17 protein-coding genes are annotated in these 20,180 nt (G+C 62.0%); 11 read left to right on the plus strand and 6 right to left on the minus strand.

The features are described 5' to 3' along the window. Positions 1-3: 3 nt before the first annotated feature. The 4 genes from TMS3_RS04080 to TMS3_RS04095 form a co-directional block, all read right to left on the minus strand. Positions 4-2,859, minus strand: coding sequence for a class I adenylate cyclase (locus TMS3_RS04080; protein ID WP_025163976.1), 2,856 nt, complete (start codon positions 2,857-2,859; stop codon positions 4-6). A gap of 131 nt (positions 2,860-2,990) precedes the next feature. After that, on the minus strand, positions 2,991-3,236 hold the full coding sequence (locus TMS3_RS04085) for a TIGR02647 family protein (RefSeq protein WP_025163977.1): 246 nt from the start codon (positions 3,234-3,236) through the stop codon (positions 2,991-2,993). A 144-nt stretch (positions 3,237-3,380) separates the two neighbouring features. After that, a complete protein-coding gene (locus tag TMS3_RS04090; protein ID WP_025163978.1) occupies positions 3,381-3,659 on the minus strand; it encodes a hypothetical protein in 279 nt (92 codons plus the stop codon). A 641-nt stretch (positions 3,660-4,300) separates the two neighbouring features. Beyond that, positions 4,301-5,062 carry an endo alpha-1,4 polygalactosaminidase gene (locus TMS3_RS04095; protein WP_025163979.1) on the minus strand — a complete coding sequence of 254 codons (762 nt, stop codon included), beginning with the start codon at positions 5,060-5,062 and terminating at the stop codon, positions 4,301-4,303. A gap of 873 nt (positions 5,063-5,935) precedes the next feature. Between TMS3_RS04095 and TMS3_RS04100 the strand changes: the two genes are divergently transcribed. Beyond that, entirely contained in the window at positions 5,936-6,601 is a 666-nt protein-coding gene (locus tag TMS3_RS04100) for a glutathione S-transferase family protein (RefSeq protein ID WP_025163981.1), read from the plus strand. Between the two features lie 10 nt (positions 6,602-6,611). Here the strand turns inward: TMS3_RS04100 and argH are convergent, their stop codons facing one another. Beyond that, positions 6,612-8,012, minus strand: a complete 1,401-nt coding sequence (gene argH / locus TMS3_RS04105) for an argininosuccinate lyase (protein WP_025163982.1) — start codon at positions 8,010-8,012, stop codon at positions 6,612-6,614. Between the two features lie 255 nt (positions 8,013-8,267). Here argH and TMS3_RS04110 point away from each other — a divergent pair, with 255 nt between their 5' ends. The 9 genes from TMS3_RS04110 to TMS3_RS25285 all read left to right on the plus strand — a co-directional run bounded on the left by TMS3_RS04110 (position 8,268) and on the right by TMS3_RS25285 (position 17,723). After that, a complete protein-coding gene (locus tag TMS3_RS04110; protein WP_025163983.1) occupies positions 8,268-9,353 on the plus strand; it encodes a sensor histidine kinase in 1,086 nt (361 codons plus the stop codon). Beyond that, complete coding sequence (locus TMS3_RS04115; protein WP_025163984.1) at positions 9,350-10,096, plus strand: LytR/AlgR family response regulator transcription factor; 747 nt, start codon at positions 9,350-9,352, stop codon at positions 10,094-10,096. The genes TMS3_RS04110 and TMS3_RS04115 overlap by 4 nt, the downstream gene beginning before the upstream one ends. A gap of 166 nt (positions 10,097-10,262) precedes the next feature. Beyond that, positions 10,263-11,201, plus strand: a complete 939-nt coding sequence (gene hemC, locus TMS3_RS04120) for a hydroxymethylbilane synthase (protein ID WP_025163985.1) — start codon at positions 10,263-10,265, stop codon at positions 11,199-11,201. Then, on the plus strand, positions 11,198-11,971 hold the full coding sequence (locus tag TMS3_RS04125; protein ID WP_025163986.1) for a uroporphyrinogen-III synthase: 774 nt from the start codon (positions 11,198-11,200) through the stop codon (positions 11,969-11,971). The genes hemC and TMS3_RS04125 overlap by 4 nt, the downstream gene beginning before the upstream one ends. 16 nt (positions 11,972-11,987) lie before the next feature. Beyond that, complete coding sequence (locus tag TMS3_RS04130) at positions 11,988-13,133, plus strand: uroporphyrinogen-III C-methyltransferase (RefSeq protein ID WP_025163987.1); 1,146 nt, start codon at positions 11,988-11,990, stop codon at positions 13,131-13,133. Next, positions 13,130-14,383 carry a heme biosynthesis HemY N-terminal domain-containing protein gene (locus TMS3_RS04135; protein ID WP_025163988.1) on the plus strand — a complete coding sequence of 418 codons (1,254 nt, stop codon included), beginning with the start codon at positions 13,130-13,132 and terminating at the stop codon, positions 14,381-14,383. The genes TMS3_RS04130 and TMS3_RS04135 overlap by 4 nt, the downstream gene beginning before the upstream one ends. A 176-nt stretch (positions 14,384-14,559) precedes the next feature. After that, positions 14,560-15,051: a disulfide bond formation protein B gene (locus TMS3_RS04140; protein ID WP_025163989.1), complete on the plus strand. Its 492-nt coding sequence runs from the start codon at positions 14,560-14,562 to the stop codon at positions 15,049-15,051. A 427-nt stretch (positions 15,052-15,478) separates the two neighbouring features. Beyond that, on the plus strand, positions 15,479-15,952 hold the full coding sequence (locus TMS3_RS04145; protein ID WP_025163990.1) for an Rsd/AlgQ family anti-sigma factor: 474 nt from the start codon (positions 15,479-15,481) through the stop codon (positions 15,950-15,952). Between the two features lie 685 nt (positions 15,953-16,637). Continuing rightward, the gene (locus tag TMS3_RS25285; RefSeq protein ID WP_025163991.1) at positions 16,638-17,723 is read left to right on the plus strand and encodes an AlgP family protein; all 1,086 of its coding nucleotides are present in this window, start codon (positions 16,638-16,640) and stop codon (positions 17,721-17,723) included. Here the strand turns inward: TMS3_RS25285 and TMS3_RS04155 are convergent. Continuing rightward, complete coding sequence (locus tag TMS3_RS04155) at positions 17,720-18,184, minus strand: TIGR02444 family protein (RefSeq protein ID WP_025163992.1); 465 nt, start codon at positions 18,182-18,184, stop codon at positions 17,720-17,722. The two genes, TMS3_RS25285 and TMS3_RS04155, sit on opposite strands and share 4 nt — an antisense overlap. Positions 18,185-18,234: 50 nt before the next feature. Here TMS3_RS04155 and TMS3_RS04160 point away from each other — a divergent pair, with 50 nt between their 5' ends. Continuing rightward, positions 18,235-20,148, plus strand: a complete 1,914-nt coding sequence (locus tag TMS3_RS04160) for an ATP-binding cassette domain-containing protein (RefSeq protein WP_025163993.1) — start codon at positions 18,235-18,237, stop codon at positions 20,146-20,148. Positions 20,149-20,180: the final 32 nt, after the last annotated feature.

The raw sequence follows: 20,180 nt of genomic DNA on the forward strand, positions 1-20,180 counted from the left end.
AGGTCAGGCGTGTTGCAGGGCGCTGTTCAGCGCCTCTTCCAGCTTGGCCTTGTAGCGCAGGTAGTGGATGGTCTGCGCCTGACCGTCGCCGAGTATGGCGGACAGGTCGAGGTCGGTGATGTAGCAGGGGTAGCGCTCGCCACCGCGGCGCTGGGTGAGAATATGCTTGGCCACCGCGGCGAACAGGTCACCGGCGTATTCCAGTTCGGAGAATTCGCGGTGGTTGCAGTACAGCGTCACGTGCACGCGCTTGCTGTCGGCCGGCTCGACGATGGCCTGGACGTCATAGAAGGGATGGCTGATCGGCGCTTGCGGCGGTGGGCGACGCTCCAGGCGCTGTGCGCGCGAGGGCGCGGCGGGTAGCACTTGATAGTAGAGCAGCTCCAGCGCGGCCAGGGGCTGTGGGCTGTCCAGCGGCAGCAGGGCATTACGCCGGTATAACAACGAGCGCAGAAAGCGTTGCAGTGGCGTCAGTAGACTTTGTTCGTCGCGAAACGGCAGGCGTTGACGCCACAGTGCGTTGTGTTCATCGAGTACGGTCAGTTCGGCCTGGCCGTTCGCTTCGTCCTGGCGATAGAACACCTGAATGCACTCGGGGCGACCGGCCGGCAGAATCAAGGCCAGGTCGTCGCCTTCCAAGACATTGCGATCGAGGTGCAGTGCGCTGTAGCCAGGTTGCTCCTCGCCGAGGTGTTCGAGCAGCGCGGGCAGGCCATTTAGCGGGGTATGGCTGACTTGTCCGGGGGTCAGTTCGAGCACGTGGTACTGCTGTTTGATCTGCAGCAGGTAGCGGTTGTGTGGCGCGCTGCCAAAGGTGCCCAGGGTGCTGCGAAACAGTTCGTCGACCCGCTCGGCAATGGTCGCGGCGCGGTTGCGGCAGAAGCAGCGCACGCTCAGGTTCGGCATGTGCGTGCCTGCGGGCAGGCTGTTGAGGAAATCGCGCAGGCAGTCGAGCAACGCGTTCGGGCCGTGATAACGGCTGGTCAATAGCTCGTTCCAGCTATTCAGGCTGATCTGGTCGATGGTCAGGACCAGGTTCTCACGCACCCCGGAAAAACCCAGCGCATCGGTGCGCTCGCTGGTCATGTGGACATTCATCTGGCTGTGCTGCTTGAGCGGGTCGAGACCGACGTTGACCAGCAACAGCACCTCGCTCGGTGCGCTGGCGCGCAGCAGTGTGGTTTCGCTGACTGACGGCAGGGGTAGCGGTATGGCCTGCTGCAGGCTGGCCAGCAGATTGGACAATTCGAACTCGCTGAGGTCGCTGCGGCCAGGGTGCAATGACAGGCGGGTGCTGCTGTCGATGACGCCGTTGCGGTGACACCAGGCGAGCAGCTCGATCAACTCTCGGGCGCGTTTCAATGGTGCGAAATCCGCCCACTCTTGCGCGCCCAGGCTGCCGCTGAACAGCGCCCACTGGGTCTCGTTAGGGGCTTCCGGGCTGGGACATTGGACCAGGGTCAGGGTGTCTTCGCCCAAGTCGGGAGCGATGCCCGGGTTGATGAACTCAACCTTGCCGGCCTTGCGCTCGAAGGCCGCGTACAGCCGCCGTCCGAGCACGCTGAGATCACGGCTATTGAGTGAACTGCCGGTTTGTTCGTTACGGGCGAACTGCGAGAGAAAGCGGTAACTGTAGGTCAGCTCGTTGACCAGCATGCGCCGCTCGGCGCTGACCTGGCGCACCTTCCACTGGCTGCGGCTGTCGAGCATTGCCAGTTGGCGTTGGTCCCAGTTCCAGTCGCTGGTCAGGCGCTCGAGTAGCAGGCGCTGCCAGCTCTTGCGGCGGTCACGTGGCGGTCGGCTGAGCTTTTTGTTGATCTTCAGGTACAGGCAGCGGCGGATCAGCTCCAGGCGCTCGGTTTCACCGCGTGCGCTCAGGTATTCCTCAAGGCGCTGGTAGACCTGGATATAGGGATCGAGCTCGTCGAGGTCGAGGCGATTGGCAAACACCGCCTGCTTGAAGCGCAGCGACAGGCATTCGACCTTGGGCTGCTCGCTGGCGTAGACCTCGGTGAGGAGCAGCTTGAGCACCGACTTGTAGGGTGACTCGATGCCCTTGAACAGCTGCCACATGCCGGCGCCGATGAATTCTTCCGGGGGAATACGCGCCATGTGGCCGAGGTCGAGCACCTCATCGGGACGGATGAAGCGCTTGTTCAGCAAGGTGTTGCTGTAGTCGAGGTAACGGTGTTCCTCGTACGCCGGGACCAGCCACCAGAGCGGTGTACGTCCAGCCAGCCAGATCGCCGTGCGGTAGAACTCGTCGAGCAGTAAATAGTGTTGCGTGGTGCCGCAGTCGTCTGAGGTCAGCTTGGCCTCGCGGTCGCCGAGGGTGAAACGCGCCGGGTCGATCAGGAAGAAATGCGTCTCGGCGCCTTGGCTTGCCGCCCAGGATTCGATCAGCTCGCATTTCTTGCGTAACTCGGCGATGGCTTGGGCGCTGAGGTCAGGCGCGTGGCACAGCCACAGATCCATATCGCTTTGCTCGGCTTGCGCCACGGTTCCCAGGCTGCCCATCAGGAACAACCCATGAATCGGCAGCGAGGGGCCACCGCGTTGCGCTTTATAGGCGAAGGAGCGGGTCAGGCGCTGGGCTTCGGCGAGTATCTCGGCCGTCGGTTCGAAGCCGGACAGGCCCGCAGGGGTCAGCCCAGAGACATAGCCGGGAAGCAGCGGGTGATTGACGTGGAACAGCAGGGGTAGCAGTTTCAACACCAGCTGCTGGCGGGTCGGCAGAGCCTGTGTGGCGCGCTGCAGGCGGCCTGCATTGACCTCGAGAAAGCGCGCACGCAGCTGCGCCAATACCTTGCGGTCGATGCCGTCGTCGAGGTCCGGGCGGATTTCCTGAGTGCGACTCATGCTGGGGCTCTGCAAAATAATCCACCAAGCCTGTTAGCCAGGCGTGACGGCATGCAGGGCAAAGGTGTTCGCGCCCGCGTCGCTGGCAGCTTGAACGTTGTCAGTTGGACGCAGGCCTGTGGATATGGGAGTTAGGCAGTTTCAGCCACAGAGAGGATGGTCAGCAAGGCTTGAGCATGCTCGGCAGCATCCAGCCCCAGGCTGGTCAGGTAGCCGCCGTCGGGGAGGCTGATCAAGCCTTTATCATGCAAACTTTTGGCCGCCGCAATCGCCTGCGGTGCGGCGCTGTGGTGAACCTTGAGGCCTTCCTGGGTGTTGCCCAGGTTGAACAGCGCAAGAATTTCCAGTTCAGCAACCAGCTCAGGGGTAAAGGACATAGATGCTCCAGGTTCTTGTGGTCATGGGCCGGTCCTTGCAGGGGGCCGGCTTAGTAGGATCCCGCGGGCCAATTGGGCGGGGGATGTCTGCAGTGTAGCGAGCCGCGCGCTCCTGTGCTGGGTTCGGCGACTAGCGTGGCAGTTTTATTGTGCTTCGTCCGGCAATGTCGGCAGTGCACGCAGCGCCTGCTCGTACCACGCCTGGTCAAACGGGCGGTCGTCACGCAGCATGGCCTGGATCTCATGGGCCAGCACCAGGGCCATCATCTGCAGGCTCTCTTCGCGTTCGAAGCCGACCAGGGTCAGCTTGTTCAGTGTGGCCAGGGCGGCCGGCGGTTCGCCGGCTTCGATCTGATTTTCGATCGCCTGAATCAGCGCCGTTTCGGTGAAGGCCTCATCGTCCGCTTCTTGGTGTTCGCTCATGTCGGTGTCCCAGGGGTTGAGCGGTCAGTGTGCCATGGTTGGGGCTGTTGCGCCTTGGCATTCGCCGCAGGACATGGGCGGCCTGGTGCTGGCCAATGGTCGTGTGCTCGGGGTGGCCCCTTGGCTATCACTGAGCAGGAATCCGTGCCTGGCATCGGTGTGGCTTCAGCTCTGGAGGAGGCGCGCATACAGGCGGAGTTCGTCAATCCCCTTCCGACCTCGATGCTCGAGGTGATGAGCGCCGTGACCAGCCTCGAGCGGACACGGGCAAGCCGCAGCGCAAGACTGACGAACGGGCGCTGGGCGATGTCTCAGGGTTGACCGGCCTGTTGGCCCCGGCCCTGCGGCTCGATGTCGGTGACCTTGCAACAGTCGCCGCCCTGGAGGCCTTGCGGTGCACGCTGGGTGAGAGGCTGGTGGAGATCGGCGGCTAGGTGACCGATAGGGTGAACGGGTCAACAATATGGCCACCGGCGGCGCCAAGCACCGTCTGGCCGGGAAGGCATCGACTTCGGGATGGCCACCCGGTGGGGTGGCCGGCACAGTGACCAAGGCACGTGAATCAATATGCCGCTCGAGCCGGAGTTCGGTCGCGCGGTTATCGAGGTCTGCTTCGAGTAGCGGCGAGTCGGCCCCTTGGCTCAGTTACAAGGCGTGCCAACGCCCTTCAGGGAGCGCTTGAAGAACTGCAAGCGATAGCCCGAAGCGGCAGCCTTTCCACACATTTTGCTGTTATATGAGCGGTACTCGGCGATCAGCACCGCCTTGCCCTGTTGGCGGAACAGCCGGTAGCCGTCGCATTCCTGGTAGGCGTAGCAGCTTTCGTTGAGGGCGAAGTCGAAGTCGTCGACCAGTTGCGGTAGCAGCTCCACTGCGTTCTTCAGGCCGACGGCGAGATCGCGCTGGTGCGCTTCGCGGGCCAGCCAGCGGTTGAAGTCGACTTGGTCGGCCGCGCTCAGTTGCAGGCCGTTGGCGTTGCTGTAGCCATCCACATTGTCCGGGTCGACGCCGTTGCAGCCCTTGCTGACTGCCAGGTCCAGACGCTTGCTGAGCAGGGCGCGAACGTCGGCGCGGCGAATGTCCAGCCAGCGCTCGCCCGGCCAGTCGGCCAGCGGCGCGCCGAGCGCGGCGGTCGGATAAGCCGTGGCATCCGGGCGCCAGTCTTCCCAGGTGCCGGCGCTGAAGTAGCAGATGACGATCCGCCCGACGGCCTTGAGGTCGCCGATGGTTTTCTGCGGTGTGTCGTACAGGTCAATGTCGTATAGCTGGCGGTCGGGTGTCTGTAGCCTGCCGTCCAGTTGCAGGTGCCAGCTCACCTGGCTGGGTATCACCAGGGGCGTGGCGCAGGCCGGGAGCAGGCCGAGGCCGGCGAACAGGAAGAAGCTGAGGAGGATCTGTTTCATTGCACTGTACTCCCAGGCAGGCGCCATTTCGCGCGAGGATGAGCCCGGACGATCCGGGCCTGCTTGGCAGTTAGCCTAGGGCCAATGGCGACCACTTGTGTGGTACTGCGTCACGAATATGACGTACGATTTATTGACGTTGTGATTGCGGCGAGCCTGCCGATCGGCCGTTTCGAGCGTTTGTCTGCTCCTTACTCGTGGTTTGTTACCCACCTATCGAGCGCTCGGAGGGCCGCGCCTAGTAGCCGTGTCATTCGTCCGGACTGATTCCCGACCCGCCCAACGTTACCTCTGGTCATTCAGTTCAGCTTTCGCGATGTGTGCCCGGGCGAGGGGAGTTGGTGGCTGGTGGTCGAGCAGATCGTGGCGGACTTGTGTCGCGACGAGCCGGGACGCGAGTTGACCCTGGTGGTGGATGCCACCGTGCGGGCCTTGATCGAGGTGTGGGCGGAGGATCCTACGCCGAGAGAGGTCATCCGGGCGCATGAGTTACACGTAGATGGACGCGAGGAGGATGCGCAGAACCGGGCACTAGCGCCTTTGCCGAGACTCGGCGCACGCAGGGCGCTGGCAAGATCGGTTGAACGCCGCATGCGGCGGGTTCATAGACCTGGCGGCCAGTTGTTGGAAGGGTTTCTCGCAGCGCTCACATACGGCCGGCTGCGAACTGATTCTAGATGGCCTGAATCAGGGCGTTTTCGGTAAAGGCCTGGTCAGGGTGTTCGCTCATGGCGGGCATCTCCAGGACGGGGGGATGCAGTGGCCAGCGAGTTGTTAGCGGCACCATTCACTGGTCTGATGTGGCTGGCTAGGAAGGTGCCTCTACGGCTATAACGCTAGGCGGCTATATCGCCGGCTCTGGAGCTTATCCTCATGTTCAAACTCTACGGATTTGCCGTCAGCAACTATTTCAACATGGTCAAGCTGGCTTTGCTGGAAAAGGGTCTGACGTTCGAAGAGGTGACCCTCTATGGCAATCAGAGCGAGGAATTTCTCAGCATCAGCCCGCGCGGCAAGGTGCCGGTGCTGGGCGTCGAGCAGGGCTTCATCAATGAGACCAGCGCAATTCTCGACTATCTGGAGGAGAGCAGCGTCGGTAAGGCCCTGCTGCCGCATGAGCCGTTCGCCCGTGCCCAGGTGCGTGCGTTGGTCAAGGAGATCGAGCTGTATATCGAACTGCCTGCGCGCATCGGCTACCCGCAAGCCTTCTTTGGCGCGAGCATTTCCGATGCACTGAAAGCCAAGTGCAGGGCCGAATTGTTGGCGGGTGTTGCCACACTCAAGCGCCACGCCAGCTTCGCGCCCTATGTGGCGGGTGACAGCTTCAGCCTGGCCGATATCTACTTCCTGTACAGCATCGACCTGGCCTGCGGGGTGGCGAAAAAATTATTCGACCTGGACCTACTTGCCGATTTTCCCGCTGCTCGCGAGTTGCTGCTGCGACTGAATCAGAATCCACACGTCAAACGCATCGCCGCCGATAAAGAGGCGGCGATGCCGGCGTTCGTGGCCATGGCTCAAGCCAAGGCGAAAGGCTGAGCCTGCAGCGTTAGTCTTGGCGGCCGGCCAGTAATGCCTGGCCGCGTTTGACTGCAGCGCGAACCTGATTCGGTGCGGTGCCGCCGATGTGGTCGCGAGCGTTGACCGAGCCTTCCAGGGTCAGCACGGCAAACACGTCCTGCTCGATCTGATCGCTGAACTGGCGCAGTTCATCCAGGCTCATCTCGGCCAGATCCTTGCCGTTGTCGACACCGTATTTCACCGCATGGCCAACGATTTCGTGGCAGTCGCGAAACGGCAGGCCCTTGCGCACCAGGTAGTCGGCCAGGTCGGTGGCGGTGGAGAAACCGCGCAGCGCCGCTTCACGCATGATGGCGTGCTTGGGCTTGATCGCCGGGATCATGTCGGCGAAGGCACGCAGGCTGTCGCGCAGGGTGTCGGCGGCGTCGAACAGTGGTTCCTTGTCTTCCTGATTGTCCTTGTTGTAGGCCAGCGGCTGACCTTTCATCAGGGTCAGCAGGCCGGTCAGGGCACCGAATACCCGGCCGGTCTTGCCACGAACCAGCTCCGGCACGTCGGGGTTTTTCTTCTGCGGCATGATCGAGGAGCCGGTGCAGAACCGATCAGGCAGGTCGATGAACTGGAATTGCGCGCTGGTCCACAGCACCAGCTCTTCGGAGAAGCGCGACAGGTGCATCATCGCAATCGAAGCGGCGGCGCAGAACTCGATGGCGAAGTCGCGATCCGACACGCCGTCCAGCGAGTTACCGCCGATGGCGTCGAAGCCCAGCAGGTCACAGGTGATCTGCCGATCGATCGGGTAAGTGGTGCCGGCCAGTGCCGCCGAACCCAGGGGCATGCGGTTGGTGCGCTTACGGCAGTCGACCAGGCGTTCATGGTCACGCGAGAGCATTTCGAACCAGGCCAGCAAGTGATGGCCAAAGGTCACCGGCTGTGCAGTCTGCAGGTGGGTGAAGCCAGGCATGATGGTCTCGGCTTCGCGCTCGGCCTGCTCCAGCAGGCCCTGTTGCAGGCGGGTGATCTCGGCGAGGATCAGGTCGATCTCATCGCGCAGCCACAGGCGGATGTCGGTGGCCACCTGATCGTTGCGCGAACGCCCGGTGTGCAGCTTCTTGCCGGTGACGCCGACCCGCTCGGTCAACTTGGCTTCGATGTTCATGTGCACATCTTCCAGGTCGATGCGCCAATCGAACTGACCGGCTTCGATTTCAGCCTGGATATGGGTGAGACCGTCGATAATGCTGTCGCGCTCGGCTTCGCTGAGTACGCCAACCTTGGCCAGCATGCTGGCGTGGGCGATGGAGCCCATGATGTCGTGGCGGTACAGGCGTTTGTCGAATTCGACGGAGGCGGTAAAACGGGCGACGAAAGCGTCGACTGGCTCGCTGAAGCGGCCGCCCCAGGATTGGTTGGTCTTTTCAGTGCTCATGGGATTCGCTCGACTGGTGCGCTGATTCGGCCGGGGCGCAGGTGGCGACCGGCGTGACGGAAAAAGTCCGTCGATAATAACAGGGTCGTGGGTAAGATCGCCGTAGCGGTTTTAACCCGCCACGTCGTCGGTAGTAGGTGGGGCAGTGTTGGCCCGGTCACACTTTGCTGAGTTGGGTGACATTTCAGCGCTTTATTTTGCCCGACTGGAGCCGGCCAGCTTGCCGCTTGGGCGGGCTACACGGAAACTGCGCCGATGCATATTCAATGGCTTACCCCTAAAAAAATCCCGACGACCATCGACGACTTCTTCGTTCCGGAACTCTGTCAGCCGGAAGCGTTGTTGAGCATGGTGCTGCTCGCCGAGTTGCTGGTGCTGGTGCTGGTGCTGGCAGAACCGATGCTGCCCGGCTTCGATTGGGTGCGTCTGGCGCTGACGTCATTGTTCGTGCAGTGGAACGTGCTGCTCTCGGCGGCGTTGCTCTGTCGCCTGCGTCCGCTGCTGGCCCGCTTGCGCGCGGCAGTGGCCGGCTGCCTGTGCTGCGCGATTGTGGTCGGCCTGACCCTGGCGTGCACCGCAGTGGCCGACTATTACCAGCTTGGCGGGCCATTACCGCGCAACGGCGAAGTCAATCTGTACCTGCGTCATGCCTTGATCAGCATGATCATGTCGGCGCTACTGCTACGCTATTTCTATCTACAGAGCCAATGGCGACGGCAGGAACAGGCGGAATTGCGGGCGCGTATCGAATCCTTGCAGGCGCGGATCCGGCCACACTTCTTGTTCAACAGTCTGAACAGCATCGCCAGTCTGGTGACGATTGATCCGTATCAGGCTGAGCAGGCGGTGCTGGATTTGTCCGATCTGTTCCGCGCCAGTTTGGCCAAGCCCGGCAGCCTGGTGTCGTGGAAAGACGAGCTGGAGCTGGGCAAACGATATTTGTCGATTGAGCGCTATCGTCTTGGTGAGCGACTACAGTTGCAATGGGAGGTTGCCGATGTGCCGAATGATCTGCCGATTCCACAGCTAACTCTGCAGCCCTTGCTGGAAAATGCCCTGATCCATGGCATTCAGCCGCGCATCGAGGGTGGCTTGGTACGTGTCGAGGCGAGTTATACCGACGGGGTGTTTCAGCTATGTGTCAGCAACCCTTATGACGAACCCGAAGAGCAGCCGACCTCTGTGCGCGGGACGCGCCTGGCGCTGGGCAATATCGATGCGCGTCTTGCGGCACTTTTCGGGCCTCGGGCCAGTCTCAGCGTGGAGCGCCGTGACGGCCGTCACTACACCTGTCTACGCTATCCTTGTGCGAGACTCACGCAGGAAGCCACAGCGATATGAATGTCCTGATCGTCGATGACGAACCCCTTGCCCGAGAGCGCCTGATCCGCATGGTTGGCGAGCTCGACGGGTACAGAGTGCTGGAGCCTGCCGCCAGTAATGGCGAAGAGGCATTGACCCTGATCGACAGTTTGAAGCCGGATGTAGTGCTACTGGATATCCGCATGCCGGGTCTGGATGGCTTGCAGGTCGCGGCGCGACTCTGTGAGCGTGAGGCGCCGCCAGCGGTGATCTTCTGCACCGCGCATGACGAGTTTGCCCTGGAGGCGTTCCAGGTCAGCGCGGTGGGCTATCTGGTCAAGCCGGTGCGCCCGGAAAACCTGAGCGAAGCGCTGAAAAAAGCCGAGCGACCCAACCGGGTGCAACTCGCCGCGCTGACTCGCCCCGCGGCGGAAACTGGCGGCGGTCCGCGCAGCCACATCAGCGCTCGCACACGCAAAGGCATCGAGCTGATTCCGCTGGATCAAGTCATCTATTTCATTGCCGACCATAAGTACGTGACGCTGCGGCATGAGGCTGGCGAGGTGCTGCTGGACGAGCCGCTCAAGGCGCTTGAAGACGAATTCGGCGAACGTTTCGTACGCATCCACCGTAACGCCCTGGTTGCCCGTGAGCGTATCGAACGCCTGCAGCGTACGCCGCTCGGGCATTTTCAGCTGTACCTCAAGGGCATGAATGGCGAAGCGCTGATTGTCAGTCGCCGGCATGTGGCCGGGGTGCGCAAATTGATGCATAGCTTGTAGCGCTGCGCAGCCGCAAGAGCCCGCTTGAATTCACTGCAACCATGACGCCCGTTGGCCCAACTTATCGAGTGAAACGCAGCCTGGAGGGGCTCTGTTGGTTTCCGCGCTCCATTGTTGGCTTTTGACCCTGTTATTATTCTTGGCAGTCCGTTTTATGGAATTGCCCATGCCCCGTGAAATCCGCATTGCCACCCGTAAGAGTGCCCTGGCCCTATGGCAGGCCGAACACGTCAAGGCTCGTCTGGAGCAGGCGCACCCAGACCTGAAGGTCAGTTTGGTGCCCATGGTCAGCCGGGGCGACAAGCTGCTCGATGCGCCGCTGGCGAAAATCGGCGGCAAAGGGCTGTTCGTCAAGGAGCTGGAAACCGCTCTGCTGGACAACCAGGCCGACATCGCCGTGCACTCGATGAAAGATGTGCCGATGGATTTCCCAGAAGGCTTGGGCCTGTACTGCATCTGCGAGCGCGAAGACCCTCGCGATGCCTTCGTCTCCAACGCCTTTGACAGTCTCGAAACACTGCCTGTCGGCAGCGTGGTCGGCACTTCGAGCCTGCGTCGTCAGACCCAATTGCTGGCGCGCCGCCCCGACCTGAAAATCCAGTTCCTGCGCGGCAACGTCAATACCCGGCTGGCCAAGCTGGATGCCGGCGAGTACGACGCCATCATCCTCGCTGCGGCAGGGCTGATCCGCCTTGGCTTCGAGAGCCGCATCCGCTCCTCGATCAGCGTCGAGGACAGCTTGCCGGCGGGTGGCCAGGGTGCTGTCGGCATCGAGTGCCGCAGCGCCGATGTGGAAATTCATGCCCTGTTGGCGCCTCTGCACCACCATGACACGGCCGTGCGGGTCACCGCCGAACGGGCGTTGAACAAGCACCTGAATGGTGGCTGCCAGGTGCCGATTGCCTGTTATGCGGTGCTCGAAGGCGAACAACTATGGTTGCGCGGCCTGGTCGGCCAACCTGACGGCAATATGCTGTTGCGCGCGGAAAGCCGCGCGCCAGCGGTAGACGCCGAGCCGCTGGGCGTGCGAGTCGCCGAAGCCCTGCTGGAGCAAGGCGCGGCCGCTATCCTGCAAGCAGTTTATGGCGAGGCGGCTCCCGAGTGAGTCACTGGCGCCTGCTGCTCACCCGCCCGGCAGAGGAGTGCGCGGCGCTGGCCGCAACCCTGGCCGAGCAGGGCATCTACAGCAGCAGTCTGCCGTTGCTGGCGATCGAAGCGTTGGCGGAAACGCCTGAGCAGCGCGCGACCATCCTCGATCTGGAGCGCTACTGTGCGGTGATCGTGGTGAGCAAACCGGCCGCGCGTTTGGGGCTGGAACTGCTCGATCGCTATTGGCCGCAGCCGTTGGCCGAGCAACCCTGGTTCAGTGTGGGCGCGGCTACCGCCGCGATTCTCGGCGACTATGGTCTCACTGTGCACTTCCCGGCTCTGGCGGACGACAGCGAAGCCTTGCTGGGCTTGCCACAGTTGCAACAGGCGGTGGCCGCCGCGCAGACCCCAAGAGTGTTGATCCTGCGTGGTGAAGAGGGGCGGGAGTTTCTCGCCGAAAGCTTGCGCAGCCAGGGCGTGCAGGTCGACTATCTGGCACTCTATCGTCGCCAGCTGCCGGAATACCCAGCGCAGACCCTGCCCGAACGGGTGCAGGCTGAACGCTTGAATGGCCTGGTGGTCAGCAGTGGGCAAGGACTAAGTCATCTGCTGCAACTGGCCGGCGAGCACTGGCCGGCGCTGGCTCGGCTACCCTTGTTTGTACCCAGTCCGCGTGTAGCCGAACAGGCACATGCCGCGGGCGCTGAGATTGTTGTGGACTGTCGCGGTGCAAGCGCCGCGGCGTTGCTGGCGGCGTTGCAGGTGCAACTTGCCCCCGACCTCTGATGCAAAGGATGGATACGTGAGCGAAGCAACTACCCCGAAAGAACAAGAACAACCCGTAGTGGATACGCCCACTTCGACAGCACCAGACACCGCGGCCAAACCAGCGCGTGGCAATGGCCTGGCGCTGCTGGCGCTGCTCCTGGGCGCTGCCGGAGTGGCGGTGGGTGGTTGGGGCGTGTGGCAACTGCGCGGCCTGGAGGCACGCGAACAACTGCAACTGAGCCAGTTGCAGGAGGTGCGCAGCCAGACTGAAAGCGTGGCCCGGGGGGAGCAACGGCTGAGTGCACGCCTGCAGCAATTGCCCACGGCCGACGAACTGGAGGCGCGCGAGCGCCTGGTTGCCCAGTTGCAAGGCGATCAACAGCTGCTCAATCAGCGATTGGAAACCGTACTGGGTGCCAGTCGCCAGGATTGGCGCCTGGCTGAAGCCGAGCACCTGCTGCGTCTGGCCAGCCTACGTCTGTCGGCGTTGCAGGACATCAACAGCGCGACTGCACTGGTGCAGGGGGCCGACGAGATTCTCCGCGATCAGGATGATCCCGCCGCTTTCGCGGCTCGTGAACAGCTGGCGAAGAGTCTTGAGGCCTTGCGCAGCACTCCTAACCCGGACCGTACCGGGCTGTTCCTCCAACTCGGCGCATTGCGTGAGCAGTTGGAACATTTGAATGCGCTGAATCCGGTATTCCAAAGCCAGGGCGGTGTACTCAGCGACCTGGCGGCCGAAGGTGATGGCGGCAGCTGGTGGGCCGACTGGCTGGAAACCCTGTCGCAGTACATTCGTCTGGACTTCAGCGCCGATCAGAATATTCGGCCATTGTTGGCCGGGCAGAGCCTGACGCAAGTACGTCTGGCTCTCAGTCTGGCGCTGGAGCAAGCGCAGTGGGCCGCGCTACATGGCCAGACCCAGGTCTATCAGCAGGCACTCAAGCAGGCGCGCGAGGTGCTCGGGGCGCATTTCAATCTGGATAATCCGAACAGTCGTGCCTTGCGTGCGCGCATTGCTGAAATTATCGATCAGCCCATCGAAGTGGTGGCGCCAGACTTGAGCCAATCGTTGAATGCCGTGCAGGCCTATGTGCAGCACAAGCAATCGGCGCGTGAAGGCCTCGAGAATAATGCCCCGGCAGAGGCCGCGCCGAGTGCCGAGGAGGGCCGCCCATGAAACGCGTCTATCTGTTGCTCATCGTACTGGTGATTGCTGCGGGTCTGGCACTGCTCGGCCTGGCCATCGCAGAGCACAAGGGTTATGTGCTGTTTGCCTACAAGGGCTTTCGCTATGAATCCAGTCTGTGGGCCTTTCTGGCTTTGGTTGCGGTGGTCTGGTTGACGCTCTACGTGCTGCGTCTGCTTGTGCGTCTGTTGGTTACCTCCGGCGGCTTGGTCAACCCCTGGTCGCGCCTGCACCGCAGTCGCCGAGTGCGTGTGGCCTCTGAACAGGGCTTCGTCGATCTGCTCGAGGGTCGCTGGGATCGTGCGCTACGCCACCTGCGCCGCGCGGCCGCCAGTGAGCCTCAGCCACTGATGTATTATCTGGGCGCTGCGCGTGCAGCCCATGAGCTGGGGCAACATGAAGACAGTGATGCCTTGCTGGAACAGGCCCTGAAGTGTCAGCCGCAAGCCGAACTGGCTATCGCCTTGACCCATGCCGAGTTGCAATTGGCGCGCGGTCAGGCTGATGCAGCGCTGGAAACTCTGGAAGTCATGCGCGAGCGATATCCGCATCGGCAGCAAGTGTTGCGTCAGTTACCGTCGCTGTATTTGCAGCGTGAGGATTGGTCTGCGCTGCTTGGCCTGTTGCCGGAGCTGCGTAAGGAAAAAACACTGGGTGATGCCGAGATGGCTGAACTTGAGCGACAGGCCTGGCGCGGGCGTCTGGGTGTTGCCGGGCAGGTCGCAGAGGGTGATGTAGGCTCGGCGCTGGCGACCTTGACGCAGGCCTGGCAGCAACTGTCATCGGCTCAGCGGCAAGAGCCGGAGTTGCTCGCAGTGTATGCCGAGCAGCTGCGCCAGTTGGGCGCCGATGATGAGGCCGAAGAGCTGCTGCGCAGTGCCTTGAAGCGCCATTACGACAGCCATCTGGTGCGCCTCTACGGCTTGCTGCGTGGACGTGATCCGGCGCGCCAGTTGCACACGGCGGAAGGCTGGCTGAAGGAGCACCCACGGGATGCCGGCCTGCTGCTGACCTTGGGGCGTTTGTGTTTGCTCAATCAACTGTGGGGCAAAGCCCGAGAATACTTCGAGAGCAGCCTGACCTTTCAGCGGCACCCGGAAACCTGCACCGAGTTGGCGGGCCTGCTGGCGCAACAGGGCGAGGTCGAACGCAGTAATCACCTGTTTCAGGAGAGCCTGGGGCTACTCGATCAGCGTCTGAGCGGGCTGCCGGCGCCGCTGCCTGTCGCTGTCGCCAACTAAATACCGCTATAGCCGAGCCCAGAAGTAACCGCCTGCTGCAGTCGGCTCTGCTCCTGGGGAGCAGACGTGTGGTGCTTTCTGGTGGATGGCTAGCCGCTCTAACTAGGCCTTTTACCTTGAAAGGTCGACGCGCTTTCCACTACCGTAAGCGGCTTCGCCACCCATTCGGAGCCGCCATGCCACTGGCCAGCCCTCGTCCTTTGTTCTTCCTCGCTTTCGCCGGTTGCCTTGTACTGATGGGGGCGGCCCTCTACCTGGAGCATGTGCTCGGACTGAAGCCCTGCCCCTTGTGCGTGCTGCAACGTATCTGTGTGATCGCATTTGGCCTGGTCTGTCTGATTGCTGCACTGCATGCGCCAGGGCGCACCGGACGACGGCTTTATGCTGTGCTGGCGCTGTTGTTTGCGGGGGCGGGTGCCGCCACGGCCGGCCGGCAGATCTGGTTGCAAGGGATCCCGGCGGATCAACTGCCTGCCTGCCTACCGAGCCTCGACTACATGATGGAGGCGCTGCCGTTCCAGGAAATTGTGCGGTTGGTCCTGCACGGCTCGGCCGATTGCGCTGAGGTTAACTGGACACTATTCGGCATGAGCATTCCCGAGTGGAGCCTGCTCGGTTTCGTTGCGATGTTGGCGTTTGCCTTGCTGCAGCTGCTGCGTCGGGATTGATACTCACTCGACTCGCGGCTGTGCTGAAGTGGCGTTATTGCTCGACGCCGAGTGTTTATCGCCGCTGAGGCAGGCTGCGGCCATAGAGGCGGTAACGACAGCTATCTGGTTGGCCTCGCTCGCCGTAGTTCTTCTCAGCGGGCAGGGGCATCGGCCGCACAGGTGCATTGCAGTGGGCTGTAGAGCCCAGGCGAAAAATCCTGCGTATCTGTAAGGCGGGTGGTGAAAGAGACTGGATCAAACGATTGTATGAATTTTTCTCGCACAGGTGCCTTGAAGGTGCCGCCTCACCGGCATAATCTGGCTCGCATGCACCGCCAGGAGTTTTCGCTCAGCGGTTGCCTTCCCAAGACCATGTTCCGATTGACATATCAACGTCTCGGAGTGGGCGTATAACAGCAATATCCATAAGGGAAGTGAGGCTATCATGCTCGAGAGTTGTCAGAACGCCCAGGAACGTTGGGGTGGTGTTCACCTGCTGATTGACCGCTGGTTGCAGGAGCGCCATGAACTGGTTGCAGCCTATGCGGCGGTTGGTGAGTCCCCCAAGGCGGCAAGCGCTAATGCGCAAACCTTACAGAAATTCTGTGAAATTCTAGTCGACTATGTGTCTGCCGGGCATTTTGAGGTCTACGAGCAGTTGACCAACGAAGCCAAGGCCTTCGGTGATGAGCGTGGCCTTGAACTGGCCAAGCAAATCTACCCGCGCATCGAAGCCATTACCGAGGTGGCTCTGTCGTTCAATGACCGTTGTGACAATGGTGACTGCCGCGATAACGTGTCGCTGGGTGAAGAGTTGAAGCACCTGGGGCAATTGTTGCACGAGCGTTTCGAGCTGGAAGACTGTCTGATCGAGGTTCTCCACAACGCTCATCAACAGCAGGCTGTAGCCGAGCTCTAAGCGAAGGTTGTCGTCAGTGGTGTCGAACCGTTCCTGTTCGTACACCCGAGGCGCGAAGAGCGGGGATACATCGCCAGTGTCTGCGACATCACGGGGCAGGTAATGCCATCCGCGGCCATTGAGCAAGTCTGATTACTCACCGCAGATGCAGCCCTTGTGACGCTTGAGACCGATTGAGCGGCTGGCACCCCTCAAGTATGCGGCACAGTGCATTCGCTTCTGAGGCTTAGCATTAGGCCATGCGCTTTAGTCTGAGTGCATCTAGCGCTGCTGCGCAGTGCGTTTCAGATGGCCGCCGTCAGGGTTGGCTTTCTCATCACGCTGTCGGGCAAGGTGCGCTGTGATACCCCTGCACCCCCATCCGGTTTCCTGCCTTTTTAGTCGTCCTCTGGCGGGCACTTATCCCCTAATGGCCTGTGCGGTTAGTGGGTTATCTCAATTGACTAATTGAACTAGTCACACAGCCACTAGCCCGGGGCTGAAACCTGCGCCTGGAGTCGAACCCGGGTCGTGCGCATGACGCCAGTCACCGCGATGACGCATTGACGCGAGTGAAGCCTGTGCCTTTGCTGATTCAGGATTGTCGGTATGGGACCAAGCATCGATTGGCCACCAGTGTGAAAACTAGCGACCGTTGAGTCAGGGGGCTAGTATGGCTGCATCTCCAACCGCCAGGAGGCGTGCCATGTCGGCCAAGAAAAACGTGAAAAAGAAAGCGGTTAGCACTCCGTTGCATCTACTGCAGCAGCTTTCCCATAGTCTGCTCGAACATCTGGAGCATGCCTGTGATCAAGCGCAGAGCGAGGCCGAAAAACTCCTCGCCAAATTAGAGAAGCAGCGCGGTAAAGCCCAGACGAAACTGCACAAGGCGAGTGTCAAGCTGCAGGACGCTGCCACTGCGGGAAAGGCCAAAGCTCAAGCCAAAGCCAAGGCTGCAGTGGTCGAGTTGGAAGAGTTACTCGATACCCTTAAGGCGCGGCAAACCGAAACCCGCAGCTATATCGTGCAACTCAAACGCGATGCCCAGCAAAGCCTGAAACTTGCTCAGGGAGTGGATAAGGTCAAGGAGGCTGCTGGCAAGGCGTTGAGCCAACGCGATGGTAAGGTGCCAGCGGCGAAAGCGGCGGCGAGTAAAGCAGCAACCAAGCCAGTGGCGAGTAGCGCCTCGGTCAATGCGGCTGGCAAGCCAGCGACACGTCGGGTTGCGAGGCCGGCAGCCAAAGCTGCCGCCAGCCCTGCTGTGGCCACAGTAGCCAAAACAGCAACGAAACCGGCTGCCAAGCCCGCGGCGAAGAAGCCAGCAGCCGCGGCCGCCAAAGCGCCCGCTACCAAGGCGCCGGCTAAAGTCGCGGCCAAGCCAGTGGCTAAGCCTGCAGCTAAAGCGCCCGTCAAACCCGCGAGCCAGCCAGCGGCTAAGCCCGCCGCCAAGTCAGCAGCCAAGAAACCGGTAGCCGCCAAGCCCGCCGCAAAAGCAGCAGCAGGTACCCCGCCTGCGCCGAAAGCCGCGAGCAGGCCGAAGGCTCAGCCAGCAGCTAAGCCAACGGTGAAGCCAGCAGTTAAACCAGCTACGAAACAGGCGGTTAAACCCGCGGCCAAACCAGCGATTAAAAAGCCAGTGGCCAAGCCTGCAGTGAGAAAGCCGGTGGCTGCCAAGCCGGCCGCACCTAAAGTTGTCGCCAGTGTGCCGGCGACACCTGCTGCGGAGCCGGCAGCTGCGGCTCCTAGTGTGGCGCCAACGGGCAACGGAAGCACGCCACCGACGTCGTCCTAAGACATCCGGGCCGCGGCGCGCATGTGCTCCAGTGCGTCGTGGTCGTCGCTTGTTTTCGCCAGCGTCAGTGCGTCCAACCAGCACGACTGAGGCTGTTGATCTTCGCTCGGCCAGTCGGCGCTGAGTGAGGCTAAACGCTCCAGTTGCACGCGCTCGGCGTCCAGCTCCAGGCGCTTCACCTGCTCGCGAAGTGTCGTCAAGGCGGGGTCGCTGAGGGCGGGCTTGCGCCAGGCCTGACGGATTTGTCTGAGTGCACCGACCACTTCGCGCTGCCAGGGCTGCGCTGCCGCGCTCAGCTGTTCGGCGCGTGACCGGCTGAAGGCTACGTTACGCCGATCAAGCCAGGCCGCGCAGATCAGCAGGCAGACGTCCGCGCCCTGGGCCTGCAGATGCAGGCAGGCGTTTTCGACGCCGGGGCGTTGGTAAAAGTTTTCGGCGAAACGCCACAGGTCAGAGGGCATGGTGCTTTCCAAGTACGCGGCGGACGACTCTGATAGAATCCGCCGCCATTATGATCCGACTCCAGAACCTCACTTTACAGCGTGGCCCTCAGCGTCTGCTAGAAGACGCCGAGATGACCCTGCATCCCGGCCACAAAGCCGGTCTGATCGGCGCCAATGGCGCCGGCAAATCCAGCCTGTTCGCTTTGCTCCGCGGTGAGTTGAGCGCGGACGCCGGCGACTGCCTGATTCCCGCCGACTGGCGGATTGCCCATATGCGCCAGGAAATCGATGCGGTCGAGCGCCAGGCGGTCGACTATGTGCTCGACGGCGATCTGCACTTGCGCCGTGTACAGGCCGAACTGGCTGTCGCCGAGGCGGCGCACGACGGCGCGGCTATCGCCCGCTTGCATACTGAGCTGGATAACCTCGACGGCTACAGCGCCGATGCCCGTGCGCGCAAACTGCTCGCCGGCCTGGGGTTCGCCAGCGCGCAGATGGATCGCCGGGTGGGCGATTTCTCTGGTGGCTGGCGCATGCGCCTGAATCTGGCGCAGGCGTTGATGTGCCCATCCGACCTGCTGCTGCTCGACGAGCCGACCAACCACCTGGATCTGGATGCGATCCTCTGGCTGGAAGGCTGGTTGCAGAGTTATCCCGGCACATTGCTGCTGATTTCCCATGACCGTGACTTCCTCGATGCGGTGGTCGATCACGTCGCCCACGTCGATCAGCGCAAGTTGACCCTCTATCGCGGCGGCTATTCGGCGTTCGAGCGCACCCGCGCCGAGCGTCTGGCACAACAGCAGCAAGCCTTCGAGAAGCAGCAAGCGCAGCGCGCGCACATGGAAAAGTACATCGCTCGCTTCAAGGCCCAGGCGACCAAGGCGCGCCAGGCCCAGAGCCGGATCAAGGCGCTGGAGCGCATGGAGGAGCTGTCCGCTGCGCATGTCGACTCGCCATTCGATTTCAGCTTTCGCGAAGCCAGCAAGATCTCCAGTCCGCTGCTCGATGTCAGTGAAGGGCGTCTCGGCTATGGCGACAAGGTGGTGCTCGAGCAGGTCAAGCTGAGCCTGGCGCCCGGCGCGCGGATCGGCTTGCTCGGGCCCAACGGCGCGGGCAAATCGACCCTGATCAAAACCCTGGCGGGTGAATTGCAGCCCATCGGTGGTCGTGTGCAGCGCGGCGAGAATCTGGTGGTGGGCTATTTCGCCCAGCATCAGCTCGACGCCCTGGACGACAAGGCCAGCCCGCTGTTGCACTTTCAGCGCCTGGCACCCGCTGAGCGCGAACAAACGCTGCGCGATTTTCTCGGTGGTTTCGACTTTCGGGGCGGGCGTTGCGACGAGCCGGTGCTGAACTTCTCCGGTGGCGAGAAGGCTCGTCTGGCCTTGGCCTTGATCGCCTGGGGCAAGCCCAACCTGCTATTGCTCGATGAACCGACCAACCACCTCGACCTGGAAATGCGCCTGGCGCTGACCATGGCGTTGCAGGAATTCAGCGGCGCTGTGGTGGTGGTCTCCCACGATCGTCATCTGCTGAAGAGCACCACCGACGAGTTCTTCCTGGTCTCCGATGGTCGGGTGCAGCCGTTTGACGGTGATCTGGAAGACTATGCGCGCTGGTTGGTGGATTACCGAGTGCGCCAGACCCCGTCGAGCAGCAACGAAAGCACTCTGGATAAAACCGACAAGCGTGGCCAGCGTCAGGCGGCAGCGGCGCTGCGTCAGCAACTGGCGCCGCACAAGCGTGAAGCCGACAAGCTGGAAAAAGAGCTCGGCCTACTGCATGAGAAACTCGCCGGGGTCGAAGCGCGCTTGGGCGACAGTGCGATCTACGAGGCGGCAGCCAAAGATCAGTTGCGTGAGTTGCTGGCCGAACAGGCGGCCTTGAAGGGCCGCGAAGCCGACCTGGAAGAGCGCTGGATGACCGCACTGGAAACCCTCGAAAACTTGCAGCAGGCATTGGAAGCAGCCAGTAGTTGATCCTTGGCCCCACTGGCGCTGCCTGTGCGTCA

The organism is Pseudomonas taeanensis MS-3, assembly GCF_000498575.2.
Classification (GTDB): Bacteria; Pseudomonadota; Gammaproteobacteria; order Pseudomonadales; family Pseudomonadaceae; genus Aquipseudomonas; species Aquipseudomonas taeanensis.